Consider the following 16,087-nt stretch of genomic DNA (forward strand, 5'->3'; position numbering starts at 1 on the left):
TCCAGTTTCCCGGACTGCCCGCTTCGACGACGAAGTCGGCGATTCCGTTCGCATCGTACAGATAAATCTCGGTGAGCTGGTATTCCTGGCCCAAATCGATGTATGCGCTTGCAGGATGGTCGGTGCTTCCCCAGCCCGGGAACCACGTCGTGGTCGGGCTCCCTCCGGTACCGGCTTCGGGGTCGCCGGCGACGCCTTGTTCGTCCACCAGCATGCCGGCATTCCCCTTGCCCGACTCGTTCACGACCATGGATGCATCCAAACTGATCTTTGTCGACGAAGCTTGAGCGAGCTGCGGGCCCCAGAAGCCGACGCCTCCGGCCAGCGTACCGAACGCCATGACAACCGCCAGCGACAACGAAATTCGTTTCCTCATTACTAGCCTCCTAACAATTAGTTATTTTGGAACGGGATATCCCGTTTCTCCTTCAACTTACCATCGCGATTTGCCTTTGAACATCCCGTTTCGGAAAGAGAACATGATAAGGACACGAATGTCATGAACGGATAAGTCCGGGCCAAGCGGCGAGCCGCACCAGTATAAAAAAGACAGGCCAGGACGAATTATCCCGTCCCAGCCTGCCGTCGAAGAATGAATCCGTCTCAAAACGTCGGACCGATGCGCCAGATGCCGAAGTCGTGCTGCTTTAAAATTTCCGACTTCGTCCATTTCCCGTTGCACACCGATACGACCTCGTCCATCAGGCGGTCCGCCGCCGCGGCGATCGACTCGGTGCCGTCGATGACCGTGCCCGCGTTGAAGTCGATGTTGTCCGACATCTTCTCGTAAATCGGCGTGTTCGTCGATATTTTGATGCAAGGGGCGATCGGCGAGCCCGTCGGCGTGCCCCGGCCCGTCGTGAACAAGACGAGCTGCGCGCCGCCGGCGACCATGCCCGTCATCTGCTCGATGTCGTGGCCCGGCGTATCCATCCAGACGAGCCCGCGCTTCGACGGCTTCTCCGCGTAGTCGATCAGCTGCTGCAGCGGCCGCGTGCCGGACTTCGCCGAGGCGCCGAGCGACTTTTCCTCGAGCGAGCTGAGGCCTCCCTTGATGTTGCCCGGACTCGGGTTGCCCGTCCGGATGTCGATGCCCATGAGGAACGCCCGCCGCTCCATCGCCTCGATGACCTCGTACACGCGCTTCCTCGTATGGCCGTCGACCGCGCGCTCCGCGAGCAGATGCTCCGCGCCGATCAGCTCCGTCGTCTCCGCGAGAATCGACGTGCCGCCCTCGTCGATCAGGAGGTCGCTGAACCGGCCGACGACCGGATTCGCGGACAGCCCCGAGCAGGCGTCCGATCCGCCGCACTCCGTGCCGACGATCAATTCGGCGAGGTCGCATTCGACCCGCATCTGCGCCGACGCCTCCTGAACCATGCGCGCCGCATGCTTCGCCGCCTCCGCCATCGCCTGCAGCGTGCCGCCGTGGTCTTGGATCGACACGAGCTCCACCCGCTTGCCGGTCTTCTTCAGCTCCGAGTACACGCTCCGCGCTTGGTGCGTCTCGCAGCCGAGCCCCATGACGACGACGCCGTACACGTTCGGGTTCGCGCCCATGCCGTAATACGTTCGGAAGGTCTGCTCGTAGTCGGCGCCCACTTGGGCGCACCCATGCTGATGTATGAACGAGACCGCCCCTTGCACCAGCTCCGCCGCCTGCTTCGCCGCCTGCGTCGCGCACGTGATCGTCGGCAAAATCAACACATGATTCCGAATGCCGATCTGCCCGTCGGCGCGCCGATACGCCCAAACGTTCCGTCCCTTCGCCGCCTTCGCCGCAGCCTCGGCGAACGTCTCAGCTTCCGCTCTCTTGGACAACAATGCGATCGCCCCTTCCGCGTTTGCCTTCCAGGTTATGCACGTGCACGTGCTCGCCCGGGCGAATGTCCCGCCTTGCCGCCCCGATGACCGAGCCGTATTTTACGATATCCGCGCCTTGCCCGATCGGGCGCACCGCGAACTTATGCCCGAACTCGATGCCTTCCTCCAGCGTCACCGTCGCCTCCGCGCCGTCCGCCGCCACCGTCACGACCGCTCCGGCCGCGATCGGCTCGAGCGCCGTCGCGACGTTGTCCGCCGCGTGCAGCCATACCGCCTTGTATCCGCCCATCCCGCTCCCTCCGTTCGTCGCGAACCACACCCCCATGATACCGCAGAAAACGTTGTAAGCGCTACCGAAGATTGGCGCGCGGCACGCTTGCCGTCCCCCCGCCGGGAGCGTACAATAATAGACGAAACCAACCTCGAGGAGGACTTTCCTATGAAGAGGAAACCGACCCCCGCCCTCGCGCAAATCCGTCTGGATTCGCACCGCGGGCAATGGCGGCGCAAGCCGACCACGCAAGTCCAAGCGAATAAGAAAGCGGAGCAGCGCCGAACGTATTGCCGAAAGAGCGGCAAAGACGACGGCGCTGTTCCGTTTTCTGATATAATAATGAAAATTTGCTAAGGGGGACGAAACGGGATGGACTTAGGGTTGAAGGGGAAGGCCGCGCTCGTGACGGGAGGGAGCAAGGGCATCGGGCTCGCGACGGCGATTCGTCTCGCGAAGGAAGGCGCTTCGGTGGCGATATGCGCGAGAGACGAGGCGCACTTGAAGGCGGCTGCCGCGCGCATCGCGGCGGAGGCGGACGGCGCGGAGGCGCTGTACGTCGTCGCCGACGTGACGAAGCAGGCGGATTGCGAGCGCGCCGTCGCGGAGACGGTCGCCCGCTTCGGCCGGCTCGACGCGCTCGTCAATAACGCCGGCACGGCGGCGGCGAACCGCATCGAGCAAGTGTCGCCGGAAGCGTGGCAGCAGGATCTCGACCTGAAGCTGTTCGGCGCCATCCACTGCTCCCAAGCGGCGATTCCGCATCTGCGCGCGGCCGGCGGCGGCTCGATCGTCAACGTGACCGCGATCGGCGGCAAGACGCCCGGCGCCTCCTCGCTGCCGACCAGCGTCAGCCGCGCGGCGGGCCTTGCGCTCACGAAGGCGATGAGCCGCGACCTCGGTCCGGACGGCATCCGGGTGAACGCGGTTTGTATCGGGCTCATCCGCAGCGATCAGATCGAGAAAGCGTGGCGCCGAAGCGCGCCGGAGTCGACGTGGGAGCAGTTTTCCGCGGATCCGAAGCACGAGGTGCCGCTGGGCCGGATCGGCGAGGCGGAGGAGGCGGCGAACGTGATTGCCTTCCTGTCGTCGCCCGCCGCCTCGTACGTCACCGGCACGGCCGTCAACATCGACGGCGGGAAGGGCGCTGCGTTGTAGGCCGGTTCCCCTTCGAAAAGAACGAGCTCCTGTCGCAGACACTGCGGCAGGAGCTCGTCCTCGATTACAAGAAATTCCCGATGCGCCGGGCTTCGCGAAGGCGCGATTCCGCCGGATGGCGGAATGCTGTTACAACCGATAGAACGACGCGACGTCGATCTCCCGGCCGACCGATTCCACGAGTCGGTCGTATTGACGGTTCTCTTCGTCGAAGTACGTCCGCTCCCCGCTCGACCACGTCGCCGGATCCGCCGACGGCACGTCGAGCATTGCCTCGAACACGTACGTCGCGTTGCCGATCAAATGCACGGGCGCGTCCGCGCGCGCGACGGCCGCCGCGTCCCCGTCGACGAGACAGCGCACCATGCCGCCTTTGTTATACACCCGGATCGGAACGCCGGGCGCCGTATGGCCAAGCAGGCAGGCGACGAACGACGATGCGGACATCGCCGTGCCGCAGGAGTTCGTAATGCCGACGCCGCGCTCGTACGTGAGCACGAAAATCGCGTCGGGGCCGAGAATTTTCATGAAGCTGACGTTCACGCCGCGGGGAAACGCGGTCTTCTCCGTATTCGCCCGCTCGGCGAGCTCGACCAGCTCCGGCTCGAACGCGTCCACGACCGCGACGATGTGCGGGTTCGGAATGCTGAGCGCCGTGAACCGCAGCGTCGGATGCAGTTCCGGAATCGGCGCATCCACATGGCGGCTCCCGTCCGCGATCATCGGCAGCGACGCCGGGTCGAGATTCGGCTCGCCGATCGTGACGTCGAACGTCGGCACGTCCGGGAATAGATCGTCGACCCGCCCGATCGGGATGTTCCGGCGCATGGTCTCGATGACGACCTCGTCCTTCTTCGTCAGCTCCGCCACGTACCGTCCGACGCAGCGGACGCCGTTGCCGCACATCTCCGCCTCCGACCCGTCCGTGTTAAAGAAGCGCATCCGCCCGTCCGCGCCGGGGCGGTCGCTGCGCTGCACGTAAAGCAGGCCGTCGGAGCCGAACATTTTCCCCCGGTCGCTTAATTCCGTCACCAGCTTGACGCGCAGCTCCTCGTCGATGCGATAGTCGTTCGAAATTTCGTCGATTAACACGAAGTCGTTGCCCGACCCGTGGCACTTCAGCAGCTTGATGTTCATGAGCCCTGTCTCCTTGTCGTCCGTCACTCGTTATAGGGCTATTCTATGCTTTCCGAGCGCCGTCCGCAATGACCGCTTTCTCGAAGTTCGACGGAGCGGAGCCCTCCTAGTAAACGGCGACGGTGTACATTTTCTTGCCCGGGAGCGTCGCCGCGACGCCGGGCGCGCCGTCTTCGCGCATCGGGGCAGGGCCTTGGAAGCGCTCGTTCAGCAGCGTCTCGGCCGCGCGGGCGCCGTCCGCGAAGATCGCGCCGCTTGCGAGCAGCGGCTGCTCGCCGCCGCCGAGGTTGACGAATCGGGCGGTCACGCCGTCGAACGTATCGGCCTTGCGCAGCGAAGACAAGTGTACCGCCGTCGACGCCGGCTCCACGCGCAGCCAAGACGTCTCCGGCGCGAGCGCGCCGCCGTGCACGCCGGCCGCGACCGCGCGCATCGGCGTCAGGAAGGCATACGCCTCGCGCAAGGCGTTCGCATATCCGCCCGCATGCGGCACGATGGCGAACCGGGCGGCGAACGGGCCGAGGCATTGGGCGCCCGGCGTCGGGAAGTAGTTCCAATCGCCCATCTCGCCGACGCAGCGCAGCAGCGTCAGCGCCATCGTGTTGCGGCCGTCGCGCAGCACCTCGTACTCCGGCAAGCCGTCGGCGACGATCGTTACGCCGCGCTCGCCGTCGGATACGTCGAAGAACGACTGCATCCGTTCGCAGCGGGACGGATTGGTCCACCGCTCGGTAGGCGCGATGTCGCGTCTGACGACGTCGAACGGCGCATCCGCGTATACATGCGGCGTATCGAGGTCCGTCGGAAGCAGCGCGCGCAGCCGGTGGTCCTTCGTTCGATTGTCGAGTCTCACTTCGACGTCGACGCGGCGGGAGCCGGTCGGGAGCGAGACATAGACGTCCACGATCTGCGTATGCATCGTCTTCGAGCGGTATTTCCCTTCTGGGATGAGACCGACCGGCACCTCCATTGCGTGCCGGATGCGCAGCGCGGGCGCGCCCGCCGGCGAGGCGACGACCTCGAGCGACGCCGGGCGGTCCCCGGTGACGATCGGCTGCGAATCCCGCGCCTTGACATAGACGTATTCGTTGCCGATATCGCCCGTATCCTCGAGCCGGAGCAGGTCCGCGTACGTCCGCCCCGTCGCCTTATCGAGCAAGAACGCCGTACCGAACGGGTCGACGTCGAGGCGGAGGTATTGGTTTTCCAAATAGGCCGTACCGTCGCCCGAAACGACGCACGCCGCCTCGTACCGCGGAGCGGCCGCGCCGTCGCCCGCCGGCGCCAGCGCGAACGTCGCGTGTCCGAGCGCCGGCACGCCCGATGCGTAGAACCGCAGCTTGTACCGTCGGCGCTTCCACGCCACGCGGAACCGGTCGTCCGGCAGCGTGAAGCCGTGCGCGAGCCCCAGATCCGCCCAATCGAACGGGACGGCGGCGCCCCCCGGACCGTACAATGCGTAAGCGTCCAAAGGCAGCTCGGCGTCCGTCTCGACGTCGACGTGCGCTTCGACCCAGTCGTCGCGTTCCCACGCCAGCGGGTTAAAGACGACGATCGGGAACGTCTCCCCCGGCGCCCCGCCGACGCCGCGCGCCTCCGCAGTCCGCGACGACGTGTCGATCTTCGCCGCGATCGACGCGAGCGACCGCTCGGTCAGCGACTCGGCGATCTGCAACGCTTTCATGAAGCGCGGCACCATCTCGTCGTGCACCTCGTCCACGCTGCAGCCGCAGATGCTGTCGTGCGGGTGGTTTTGAAGCAGCAGCTTCCAAGCATGACGCACGAACGCGTCCGGATGCGCCTCGCCGAGCCGCCAGGCGATCGCCGCGAACGGCTCCGTCCACCGCTCCAGCTCCCGCTGCGTCTTCGCGTTCCATTGCTTCAGGTACAAGCGCGACGACGCCGTGTTGACGAGCGTGCCCCATCCGTCCGTGTGCTCGCCGATCAGCTCGCCCGTCACCGTCGGCCACGGCTGCGCGTCTTCCCGCAGCGCGGCGAAATATTCGGGGAAGCCGCTGTGCACGAACCGGTACGCCGGCGCGGCCTCGTTCAGCGTTCGGATCGCCTGGCCGACGTCCGCCTGCACCGGCTGGTGATCGCAGCCGTTCATCAGCAGCAGCTGCGACGTCGTCGCGTATTTCTCCACGTTCGCGATCGTGTTGCGCGCCCGCTCGGCGGCCGCCTCCGGATCGGTCGGCAGCTCCATGCCGTTGTGATACCAGTTCGCGAGGAAGACGGACAGCACCCGCGAGCCGTCCGGCGACGCCCACCACAGCTCCGACGGATAACCCGCCGCGTCGCCGTGCTGCACCCGATTGTCCGCTGCGACGCCGTTAATGCCGCGGCCGAAGACGGCCGTCTCGATTTCGAAGCCGCGAAGCAGCTGCGCCGACTGCGAGATGTTGCCGAACGTGTCCGGGAAGTAGCCGACGTCGGTCGAGCCTCCGAGCTCCTCGGCCCGCCGAATCCCCAGCTGCAGATTGCGCACCTGCGCCTCCCCGCTCGTCAGGAAGGCGTCCTGCAGCACGTACCACGGCCCGATCCGCAGCTTCCCCGCGCTCACGAGCCTGCGCAGCCGCGCCTCTTGCTCCTGCCGGATTTCCAAATAATCGTCTACGAGCAGCACATGCCCGTCTAGGTGAAAGCTGCGGAATTCGTGCTCCGGCCGTTCCAGCAGCTCCATCGTCTTGTCGATGAGCTCGACGAGCCGCATCCGGAATTTCTCGAAGGGCATGTACCATTCCCGATCCCAATGCGTATGCGATATGACGTGCACGGTTTTCTTTCCCATTAAGCGTCCGCCCCCAGCTGCGTTTGACATCGATTTGACAGTATCATACCACTCGCGCCGCCGCCGCGGCTACCGGACTGCGCGCAGCGCAGCGCCGCGCCGGGAAGGCGCGCGTCGCCGCGGACCTCGCCGGCACGCGAAGCATTCGCCCTACGGGGATGGGCCTCATTTTCGATGGGATTATTTTAATCTTTACGTCATTCGGCCGGTGCTGCTGGGCGTGCTGCGAACGGTCGGGGAGCGGTAAATCGAGTACGTGTAAGCGGTCGCCGACGCGCAGCCCCGCGGCGTCAAATCGTAAGTAAAGAAGATTTTTTTTCAATCACAGCTTTTATGGTCGAAACGCTATGTTCGATGGATTGATTTGTTGTGTCGATAATATTGGATTCATAGCGACCCAAATTGGTAAATTGCTCCCACATTGTTTCTACCAACTCCATGTTGGCGTCTTCGTCCAATTTGGAACGATTGATCGCTCGCTTCATCGTTTCTTCTTTAGTTGCCCTTAAGATAATGTAATGTACTTCATAATGATCTTGTACGGCCTTGAGCCACGGCTCCAAGAACCAAGGACCGACAATTCCATCGATAATCACATCGAACCCGCCGCGTGCAAAACGTTTTGCAGCTTCCAAAAAGGCTTCGATCACAATGAAATTTTGTTCATGCGATTCCGGTAAAAATGGAGGGATTGCCCCCTTTTGAATATAGTGATAGAAATCGTCAGTATGCATATGTACCGACTTTGATAAATTAGACTCTTTAGCAACAATGGATGCCGTTGTACTTTTACCAGTCCCCGGCGAACCAGTAATGATAATCATTCTGCCTTGTTTCATATATTCTCCTAACTCTTTTAATATCAACAACAAAGTTTAACATAGCCTACCAAAAAGATACGTACGAGCCTCGGAGTTTGGCGACCGCTTCCATGAAGAAATAGTCGCCGTAGATGATCGGCACGTTCACGTACGCGCGCTTCGGGAAATTCGCGGTGCCCATGTAAAGCAGCCCTTCCTCCTCCGGATCGTCCCATGCTCCGTAATACGCGTCCAGCGCCTCCAAGATGCGGCACGCGGCGCGCCGGTACGACGACGCCTCCGAAGGAGGCGCGAGCGCGGCGATCTCGAGCAGCCCGCTCGCGGCGATCGCCGAGGCGGAGCTGTCCTTCCCCATGCCGTCCTCGAACGGCGCGCGGAAGTCGTAGTACGGCACGCAATCCTCGGGAAGCTGGGCGACGAAGTAATGCGCGGTTCGCTTCGCCGCGTCCAAGTACCGGACGTCGCCGGTGTACTTATGGCTCAGAGCCATGCCGTACAGCGCCCAAGCCGTCCCCCTCGACCAAGCGGAATCCGGCGCGTATCCTTGGCCGCCCAGCGCGCCCGTGCGCTCCCCCGTCTCCGGATCGAAGCAGACGATGTGATACGCGGAGCCGTCCGGACGAAGGAACTCCTTCAGCGCGGTGTCCGCATGCAGCTGCGCGATATGGCGGAAGCGCGGATCGCCCGTCGTGCGGCTCGCCCAGTAAAGCAGCGGAAGATTCATTAAGCAATCGACGATCGCCCACCCCTCCCGCCCTTCGCCGAGCCATGCGCGGAGAAAGCCCCCCTTCGGGTTGAACCGCCCGGCGAGATGGCTGGCGGCGGTCAGCGCCCGGCGCTTCGCCTGTTCGCTGCCCGTCAGCTTGTAATCGGCGACGGCGGATAAGCTCCACATGAAGCCGACGTCATGGTGCAGCACGTCGAAGCTGTGGAGCGGTTCGTCCAGCTTCGCTTCGCACGCCTCGGCGATGTCCCGGTACCGCGCCTCTCCGGTTTCCCGGTACAGCATCCATAGCATCCCGGGCCAGAAGCCGTTCGTCCACCAATCCGCGTCGGCCGCATTGTATTTCCCGCCATGGATCGAGACATACGGGAACGTCGCGCCGATGCGGCGGCTCGTTCGCGAAATCTTGGCTTCGATCTTCGCCCAGACGGCTTCCGCCCACTTCGCCCGCTCCTGCCCCGTCAGCTCCGCCTGCCCCGCCGTTCCGACCGTTCCATCCGCTTCGTCGGCTCCGAACGCTCCGGCCGTTCCGGTCGTATCCCTCGTCCCCAATCGACATCCCTCCGGCTTCGTCAGTATTTCTCGTAATTCAGCTCGTTCGTCGTAAAGCCGCAGAAGGCCGGAAAATCCTTCAAGACCGCCTGTTCCTCCTCCGCGGTCAGCCCCCTCGCCTGCAGCCGGCGCAGCCGCGCCTTCGCCGCGAGCTCCTGCGCGGTGACGAGATCGTTCTTGTATGTCTTAAACAGCTCCGGCCCCCACTTCTTGCCGAAATTGACGTGCATCTGTTCATCCGCCATATCGAATTCCACATGCGCCGCGGACAGCTCGTCGCCGAACGCTTCGAACGCCGGAATCGATTTCCGCTTCTTTAAGAAGGAGCAGGGCTCCGCGACCATCGTCAAGCTGGCGTACATATCGGCGTACCATTCGGCCCCGACGTCCTTCCCGGGACCGCCGACGAAATACCGGAACCGCTCCGTCGGGTAGCCGAGCTGCCGCAGCCGTCGCACGCCCATGGCGGCATGCCTCGATTCGTCCCACAGGTGACGGGAGAGGTCGTAGTAAAATTCCAGCGGGAAATGCTGCACCGCATAATACATATAAGCGAGGTTTTCCGCCGCCGACATCTCCGTCGCATTGATATAGTGCATTTGCTTCACGCTGTCGTACAGCGGGGACGCGTCGGGGTCCTCGTACGGCTTCTTCCCTTCCGTAAAGACGTATGGGGGGAACCTCGGATCCAACGCGGATTGCACCGGCACGGGCCCGACCGGCTCCGCGGGGAACGGAGCGGGCCACCGGAGCGCCGGCGGCACCGAGCCGTCCCGGCCGAGCTCTTTCCCAAGTTCCAACAGCCGCGCCACGTACCGCTCCCAATCCGGCAGCGACGAGGCGGCGCCGTCCTCCGTCGCCAGAAACTCCCGGGTTTGCTCCCGCACCCATGCGAGCTCCCTGCGCTTCAATCCGGCGATGTCCAAGACGTCGAGCGTCGGCGCGTCGAGAATCGGGTCGACGTCGCGGCCGAGCTTATCGTAGCTTTGCAGCAGGTCCTCGAGCAGCAGGCCGTAGCCCGCGAAGAAGGCGGCGACGCTCGGCGCCAGCGAAGCGGACGCGTACAGCTCCCGAACGGCTTCCGGCACCCAAGCCTTGGCCGGCAGCCCGCCAGGAAGCTCGTTCGCCCGCCCGTGCAGCAGCTTCATGTCCCGGCTGTGAATATACTGCAGCCGGGCAAGCTTCGCCTTGCATCCGAACCGCGGGACGGCGGGCATCCATCCCGCGCAAAGCCGGGACAGCTCGAACTCCTTCCATAAGAGCAGCTTAATCGCTTCCGCCGTATCGGCGGGACGGAAACATGCCATGCGCAACACCCCTTGCAGCGATTGTAATTATCACGATCCGCGACAGTCGCCTTCCCCCTCGCATCCGGCAAGCCTGCCGGCTGCGAACGACGATGGATTACAAAGTCGGCGCCGTCCCGTCGTTCATGTCCGCTCCCCCCGCGTCGCCGGCGGCGCCCAGACGCCGCAATCGTCCACGTAGATGTTCTGCCCGACCCAGCCGACGACGGCGAGCCCGCCGGCGTTCTCGATCGAGACGATCGCCGACGTCGCTTCGGGACCGGTCGTAAAGCGCAGCTCCGACAGCGTGCTCTCCCAATTCCACCGGTTCACAAGCTTGCTCGCCTCCGCGCCTCCATGGCCGCGCACCGACATGCGGGCCGTCCCGGCCTTCGCCGAATGATGCAGCACGAAGCTCTGCGCCAAGCACCGACCCGGTCCCGACAAGACGAAGTAGACGTCGTGCACGCCGCCGACGGATGCGAGGTTGGCGCCGAAGTAGCGCCACGTCCCGTCGTAATCGCAAGCGAGCGATACCGCCCCGATCCGCGGGCCGTCCGGCGCATCGAGCCGCGCTTCGATCGCGACGGGACCGAACGCTTTGTTCAGCCCGACCGAGAGCGAGTCGTACGTGCCGGGCGCGCCGAAGTCGACGGCGGCGAACCGCAGCCACTCCCCGGCCTGCAGCGGTCCGACGTAAGGGACGTCGCGGTAGATCGGCCACTCGCCGTCCGCGCCTCGATCCCACGGGCCTCCGGCGCGCTCCGCATGGGACGTCGCCGGCAAATACGCTCCGCCGGACTTGATCCCGGCGTAAAAAATATACGTTGTATTCGGCTCGAGCCCTTCGACGATCTGCTCGATCGCGTCCCCCGCCCGGAGCGCCGCCGCGTACTTATTGCTGCGGACGACGGAAGCGTACCCGTTGCGGCTGTAGTCCCATGCGCACTCGAACACGAGCTCCGGCGTCCCCTTCGCGACCGTCCACGGCGCCCACTCGCCGCGCTCGAAGCCGCCGTTGGCGAGCCGGCTCGCGTGATCGAGCGCGACGAAGCCGCCGGGAGACGCCGGAGGGCGCGCGAAATCATGCCCGGGCACCCACGCCTCGCCGCCGAAATCGTACGCGCCGACGTCCGGCGCGCCGCCGGCCTGCTCGTCCGTGACGCCCCGCAGCGGCCGGCCGGCGCCGATCGCCGGCGCGCCGGGGCGAAGCCGGAAGTCGCCGCCCTCCGCGTCGACGAACCAGGAGGCCGCGTCGAAGCGGTTATGAGATGCTTCGCTGTGCTCGCCCCACCGCCGGACTTCCCCGTCCGCGAACAAGTTGTTGGCCAGATGCGTGCCGTACATGTCGTCCAGGCAAAACACCGAGGAATCCGCGACGGCTCTGCGATAAAACGTATTATTGTAAATCAGCGTCCGATGGATCGGCCGATTCAGCACCATGCCGCGGTCGGGAATGTTCCAGACGACGTTGCGAAAGAAGCTGACGCCGCTCGTCCAAGCGTCCATATAAAATCCGAAGCTCAGGTGGTCGGCCAAGTTGTCGTGCAGCCAGTTATGGTGAATTTGCGTATTGTCGAAGTCGTGGTTAAACAGGTAGATCATGCCGGAATCCTTCGTAAGCGCGTTCGCGAAGGAGATGTCGCAATATTCGATGACGGAGCGGGCGAACACGCCGGAAACCGCGGTCCGCCCGCCCCGCGTCACGGTGCTGCGGCTGACCGTGTGGCCGGAACCGGTCATCCATATAAGGCTCGCGTACGACGCCTCGAAGTTGCCGTCATGGATGTAACAATTCACGACGGCGTTGCGCTCGCCCGACACGTTCACGCCGATGCCCTCGAAATGCGAAATTTCGCAGCCGCGCAAGACGTTATCCCGGCCGCCGAGCTCCAGCCCCTTCGTCCGCCCGTAAATCGACTGCCGGTACCCGAAATACCGGTCCAGCCCGGTAAACGAGCAGCCGTCCACGACGCAGCGGCTCGCGTCCCGAAGCGCGACGGACGCCCCGCGAAAGCGGAGGCCGACGAGATGGACGTCCGTTCGCCCGCTCAGGTCGAACGCGTACTCGCGGCGCTTCGCCTCGACGAGGTGCGCCTCGGGCGCGCCGCCTTCCGGAAGCACCGCGTACAGCGCCCCCTCCTCCGCGTCGTAATGCCATTCCCGCGCCGCATCGAGCGCCTTCGCCGTTCGCGTCAGAAAATACAGATCCCCCGGCCGGGTATGGTAATGCTCCGCCGAGCTGACCCATTGGTCGAAATAGAGCGTACCCGCCCGGAAGTCGACGACCTTCGCCGTCGACATAAAATACCCTACGCCGTTCACGCAGGCCACCATCGCGCCGGTCCAGTAGCCGTCCGGGAAGGCAAGCAAATCTTCATCGAAAATGGTGCTATACGGGTAACCGTTCTCGGCCGCGTCGACCCGGGCGTACTGCGACCGGTCGAGCCGGTCCGTCATGTTCGGCCATTGGGCCTCCGTGCCGAGCTCCCCGTCGAAGAACACCAGGTTGCCGTTCCCTTCGGCCATGCTCCAACCCATCTTCCCTTTGTAGATGCCGCCGCGCCAATGCGTCCACTCGGCGACCGGGTCGCAGCCGCTGACGACGACGCGCTCGTTCCCGTACGCCGCGAACCGGATCGGCGCCTCCTCCGTGCCCGAGCGGGCGGGCGCGACCGTCTCCCGGTACGTTCCTTCGCGAATGAAGCACGTATCGCCGGGCTTCATGCGCCGCGCCGCTTCTTGGATCGTCCGCAGCGGCCCGCCGACCTCTCTTCCGTCGTTCCGATCGTCCCCGTCGACGGCGACATAATATACGTTTCCTTGGTAAATGGTCACGAGCGATTCCCCCCCAGGATAAAGACTTGCTGCGAATTAATCCGTCAGCTCGAGCCGAAGCCGGATCGACGTCGCGTTCGCTCTCGTCCATTCCGCCTTGCGGTAATACCCGTTGCGGTTCGGCAGCGCGTCCGGCAGCAGCTCGAGCGTCGCGTCGGCGTCCAGCGCCGTCGCCCGATACCGCTGCCCGCCGGGCAGCGCCGCGGCCGCGGTTCGCCCCTCCGCCGTCAGCTCGGCGAGCCGCTCGCCGTCGCTCGCGAGCATCGGCGCGATCGCGGCGATGCGCGTCACCGTGCCGCCTTCCGCGGGAAAGAGCGTCCATTCGACGTCCACCGCCCCTTGCGACGCGACGACGCGCTGCTCGATGCGCGTAAGGCCGCCGATGCCCGCACGCTCTTTTGTATTCGCTTTCACCAAACGGTACATCTTCCGGAGCTCCTCGTTCGCGAGCTCCGGCTCCGCCGCGGCGGCGGGGTCGACCGCCGGCGTAAACGCGAGCGCGAAGACGAGGGCGGGGGCATCCGGACCCGTCGCGCCGTCGTCGGCCGGCGCGAGCAGCTCCGTCCGCCATGCCGGCCGCTCCTCCTCGAGCGGCCGACCGGTTTCGTCCCGCTTGGAGAAATCGTCGTGCTTGCGCCGGCCGTAATTCGCGAACGAGTGCCATACCCCTTCGCCGTCCCGCCACGCGACGCCGACGGCGCACGGCAGCTTCGCGTACGGGATGTTTTGCTTCGGGGGGAAGAACAGCCACGAGACATCCCCTTCCATACCCGGAATGCCCGCGGACAGCCCGAGCGCCTCCGGCACGCCGCGGCGGTGCAGCCGCACCAGCCCCGTAGCGTCCTGCCCCATCTGCGCGGCATTGTCAAAGACGAGGTGATACCCGCCTTGGGCGGGCGTCGCGGTGGCGTATACCCGATGGAACGAAGGAAGGTGAAGCGCATAGCCCCCCACGTCGCACGGCGCCGCTCCCTCCGGGATCGTATCGTCCGCGTGCTCGTAGCAGCTCGCCGCGATTTGCGCCGCGTACAGCATATAGTTGCAATAGAACGCGTAATGCTCCAGGCCGCTGCGGTCCTCGATCGGGAACCGGTTTTTGGCCAGCCTCGGCGGCTCCTCCGCGATCCACGGCTGCAAGGAATGGAAGGCCAACCGCGCGGCGCGCTTAAAGACGGGCGCCCAGCGCAGGTCGCCGTCCCGCCGCCGGCGGGCCGCCTCCCGTTCGCAGATCGACGCGAACGTCAGCTCGTTCCATATCAATTGATTGCTGCGGCCTCCCGGGCCGCTGGCGCCGGTCGTCGATTGCGTGAACAGCATCGTAACCGCGCCCCGCCGAAGCAGCGTCTCCAGCGCTGCTCGGTGCGGCCCGGCGTAGCCTTCGTCCAGCAAGCCCGTCAGCTGCTGGCGGGCGGCGAGATCGTAGGCGGCCGGCAGGTTCGGATCCCGATACAAGCCTTCCTCCGTGAACCGGGGCAGCTGATAAGGCAAATATTTTTCGATATAAGCATCGTCGGCGGCCAGCCCGTCGGCGTACCGCATCATCTCGCCGTGCATCGCGTACGTCGCCCAGTTGCGCACCGCGGCGATCGGGAAATTTCTTTCGTTTTGCGTGTACGTCTCCTCGGGCGCGACGGACGCCAGATGCGCCGCCCATGCGTTCGCCCGGCCGGCGGGCGTCCGTTCGGAGAGGATGCGGTATGCGCGCATCAGCATATGCGTCATGAAATCCCGGCTATGATCGGGACGGTTCGCCATGACGAAGGACGCCGGGAACTCCGACGCCCCTGCGGGCTTCGCGAACGGAATGTCGCGCAAGGTGCCCAAGACGAAGCAGGCCCAGTCCATGGCGCGCAGAACGCTCTCCGCCAGATCGACGCAGCGGCCGTTTGCGAGCAAGACCGCGCCCGCCTTCGCGTAGGACGCGGTGGAATACTGGTATTCCACGCCGTCCGTCGGATCGAGAATGCAGCCGCACTCGTGCTGATACGGGGCGAACCGACGCACGATCCGTTCGGCGAAATCCAAGTACGCGTCCCGCCCGACGTGCAGGGGAGCGATCGGCGCGTGCTCGCTCAGACGCAAAAACCGTTCGATCGGCTCCTCCAGCGGATTCGCGGCGAGCAGCGCCGCGACGTAGTCCAATGCAGCTTGCGTGGACATTCAGGTTCGCCTCCGAGGTTCAACGTTGTTAGCAAAAATATATCAACGTCCCTTGCGTTCGTCGTTGGCGGAAAGCGATAACAATTTGGACAAATCCGATCACACAGGGCGGTAGCGCTGCGCCAGCTTCCGGTACTCCCTGACGGGGATGCCTTCCAACTTGCGGAACATGCGGCTGAAGTAATGCAAATCCGCGTAGCCGACGCGGCGCGCAATGCGATCCATTTTCCAATCCGTATCCCGCAGCAGCCGCTTCGCTTCCCGGTGCCGCGCCTGCTGCACGAATTTGCTCGGGTTGACGCCGGCGATGTCCGTGAACATTTTGGAGAAATAATCCTCGTGTACGTTAATGCGCGACGCCATGCTTCCGACCGTCCAATCGTCCCCGGATCGGCCGCGGATGTCCGCCATCAGCTCGAGCACCGCCTCGCGGTACCGCTCGTACCGGCGCGCGGCCGGCCGCACCCGCAGCAGCTGCACGAGCAGCTGCATCACGAGCGCTTTGCAAGCGGTCTCGTACCAAGG

Annotated in this window: 12 protein-coding genes; 1 reads left to right on the plus strand and 11 read right to left on the minus strand. The window is 64.7% G+C overall.

Translation table 11 applies throughout. From position 1 onward, the window contains the following. The 3 genes from VEZ38_RS05860 to VEZ38_RS05870 form a co-directional block, all read right to left on the minus strand. The coding region (locus VEZ38_RS05860; RefSeq protein WP_324892408.1) for a hypothetical protein at positions 1 to 376 on the minus strand (376 nt) is incomplete at its 3' end. Between the two features lie 227 nt (positions 377 to 603). Next, entirely contained in the window at positions 604 to 1,821 is a 1,218-nt protein-coding gene (locus VEZ38_RS05865; RefSeq protein WP_324892409.1) for a UxaA family hydrolase, read from the minus strand. Further along, positions 1,799 to 2,113, minus strand: coding sequence for a UxaA family hydrolase (locus VEZ38_RS05870; protein ID WP_324892410.1), 315 nt, complete (start codon positions 2,111 to 2,113; stop codon positions 1,799 to 1,801). Before VEZ38_RS05870 ends, VEZ38_RS05865 begins: the two co-directional genes overlap by 23 nt. Before the next feature lie 354 nt (positions 2,114 to 2,467). Between VEZ38_RS05870 and VEZ38_RS05875 the strand changes: the two genes are divergently transcribed. Continuing rightward, positions 2,468 to 3,253: an SDR family NAD(P)-dependent oxidoreductase gene (locus tag VEZ38_RS05875; protein WP_324892411.1), complete on the plus strand. Its 786-nt coding sequence runs from the start codon at positions 2,468 to 2,470 to the stop codon at positions 3,251 to 3,253. Between the two features lie 129 nt (positions 3,254 to 3,382). Here VEZ38_RS05875 and dapF read toward each other — a convergent pair whose 3' ends face one another. The 8 genes from dapF to VEZ38_RS05915 form a co-directional block, all read right to left on the minus strand. Then, the gene (gene dapF / locus VEZ38_RS05880) at positions 3,383 to 4,390 is read right to left on the minus strand and encodes a diaminopimelate epimerase (RefSeq protein ID WP_324892412.1); all 1,008 of its coding nucleotides are present in this window, start codon (positions 4,388 to 4,390) and stop codon (positions 3,383 to 3,385) included. 106 nt (positions 4,391 to 4,496) lie between these two features. After that, positions 4,497 to 7,181, minus strand: coding sequence for an alpha-mannosidase (locus tag VEZ38_RS05885; protein WP_324892413.1), 2,685 nt, complete (start codon positions 7,179 to 7,181; stop codon positions 4,497 to 4,499). A gap of 290 nt (positions 7,182 to 7,471) precedes the next feature. Beyond that, positions 7,472 to 8,020 carry an AAA family ATPase gene (locus VEZ38_RS05890; RefSeq protein ID WP_324892414.1) on the minus strand — a complete coding sequence of 183 codons (549 nt, stop codon included), beginning with the start codon at positions 8,018 to 8,020 and terminating at the stop codon, positions 7,472 to 7,474. A gap of 46 nt (positions 8,021 to 8,066) precedes the next feature. After that, positions 8,067 to 9,191 (minus strand): glycoside hydrolase family 88 protein, encoded by a 1,125-nt coding sequence (locus VEZ38_RS05895; RefSeq protein WP_414694671.1) that lies wholly within the window; start codon positions 9,189 to 9,191, stop codon positions 8,067 to 8,069. Between the two features lie 107 nt (positions 9,192 to 9,298). After that, positions 9,299 to 10,585 (minus strand): hypothetical protein, encoded by a 1,287-nt coding sequence (locus tag VEZ38_RS05900; protein ID WP_324892416.1) that lies wholly within the window; start codon positions 10,583 to 10,585, stop codon positions 9,299 to 9,301. 123 nt (positions 10,586 to 10,708) lie between these two features. Continuing rightward, positions 10,709 to 13,402, minus strand: a complete 2,694-nt coding sequence (locus tag VEZ38_RS05905; RefSeq protein ID WP_324892417.1) for a right-handed parallel beta-helix repeat-containing protein — start codon at positions 13,400 to 13,402, stop codon at positions 10,709 to 10,711. 36 nt (positions 13,403 to 13,438) lie between these two features. Then, complete coding sequence (locus VEZ38_RS05910; RefSeq protein WP_324892418.1) at positions 13,439 to 15,562, minus strand: hypothetical protein; 2,124 nt, start codon at positions 15,560 to 15,562, stop codon at positions 13,439 to 13,441. 99 nt (positions 15,563 to 15,661) lie between these two features. Then, a partial coding sequence (locus VEZ38_RS05915; RefSeq protein WP_324892419.1) for a helix-turn-helix transcriptional regulator occupies positions 15,662 to 16,087 on the minus strand: 426 nt, incomplete at its 5' end.

Source organism: Paenibacillus sp. (assembly GCF_035645235.1).
In the GTDB taxonomy this organism is placed as follows: domain Bacteria; phylum Bacillota; class Bacilli; order Paenibacillales; family YIM-B00363; genus Paenibacillus_AE.